The organism is Streptomyces sp. NPDC001880, assembly GCF_053594575.1.
In genome coordinates, this window is record NZ_JBSFET010000286.1 from 1 (window position 1) to 1,376 (window position 1,376).

The following is a 1,376-nucleotide window of genomic DNA, read 5'->3' on the forward strand; positions in this document are numbered from 1 at the left end:
GTGGTGACGCCGTGCTGCTCGATCGCGGCGCGGATCGTCTCCGGGTCGGACTCGCCGCCGGGGCGGAGCATGACCTGCTTGGCACCGATGATCCCGGGCAGCAGGAGCTCGGGGACTGAGACGTCGAAGGAGTACGGGGTCTTCTGCAGGAAGACGTCCGAGGCGCGGTAGCCGAGTTCCTCGGCGGCCCAGCGGAGTCGGTTGGTGAGGGAGCGGTGCTCGATGAGCACACCCTTGGGACGTCCGGTCGAGCCCGAGGTGTAGATGCAGTACGCCAGGTCGTCCGGCCCCGCGACCCGCGGCGGGTTGTCCGTTCGGGCCGACAGTGTGCCGGGGTCGGTGATGTCCAGGACGGGACGGTCCTCCAGGGCGGGACGGTCCTTCGGGGCCGCGGGTCCGGCCAGGAGAACGGCTTTGCTGCCGCTGTCCTCCAGCACGGTTGCGACGCGGTCCGCCGGATCGGTGGTGCTGATCGGCAGATAGCCGCCTCCGGCTTTGAGTACACCGAGAATCGCCACGGTCATGTCGACCGATCGCTCCAGATGCAAGGCGACCAGATCACCCGCACCCACTCCATGGGCCTCGCGCAGCGTCCACGCCACCGCGTTCGCCCGCGCGTTGAGCTCCGCGAACGTCAGTGACCGCTCTCCGTCCACGGTCGCCACCGTGTCCGGAGTCCGCACGACCTGTTCCTCGAAGAGCTGCGAGACGGTTGTGTCCAGGTCGTACGCGACATCGGTCTGGTTGAATCCATGCACCACCAGCTCACGCTCACCTGACGGAAGCAGGGGCAGGGATTCGACGGGCCGGTCCGGGCCCGCGACCACTTCACCGAGCAGCACGTCGAGGTGGTCCAGCATTCGTTCGACACGCCGGGCGTCGAACAACTCCGTCGAATATTCCACCGACGCCCGCAGACCGGCCGGCGTTTCCTCGAAGAAGAACGTCAGGTCCATCTTGCTGTGGTTGTTGGTCACATCGAGACGGTTGACCCGCAGACCGTCGATCGTCTCGGTGGGGTCGCCCCAGGCGTGGTCGACCATGATCATTACGTCGAACAGCGGGTTGCGGTCGGTGTCCGTCACCACACCCGCGTCCCGGACCACCCGGTCGAAGGGGTACTCGTGATGCCGCAGCCCCTCGTGCAGCGTGCCCTGAACAGCCCGCAGCAGCTCCCGGAAACTCGCGTCCTCCGGCACCTCGTCCCGCAGCGCGATGGTGTTGATGTAACAGCCGATCTGGTCGTACAGCTCCGGCACCGAACGCGTGACCGCCGACGTACCCAGCACCACATCCCGCTGCCCCGTGTACCGCAGCAGCAGCACACGCAACACCGCCGACAACCCGCCGAACAGCGTCGCCTGCTCCTCCTGGCA

1 protein-coding gene is annotated in these 1,376 nt (G+C 67.3%); it reads right to left on the minus strand.

The window, feature by feature from the left end; translation table 11 throughout:
• Positions 1 to 1,376: AMP-binding protein (locus ACWCQ6_RS37320; protein WP_451096959.1), on the minus strand; the 1,376-nt coding region annotated here is incomplete at both ends.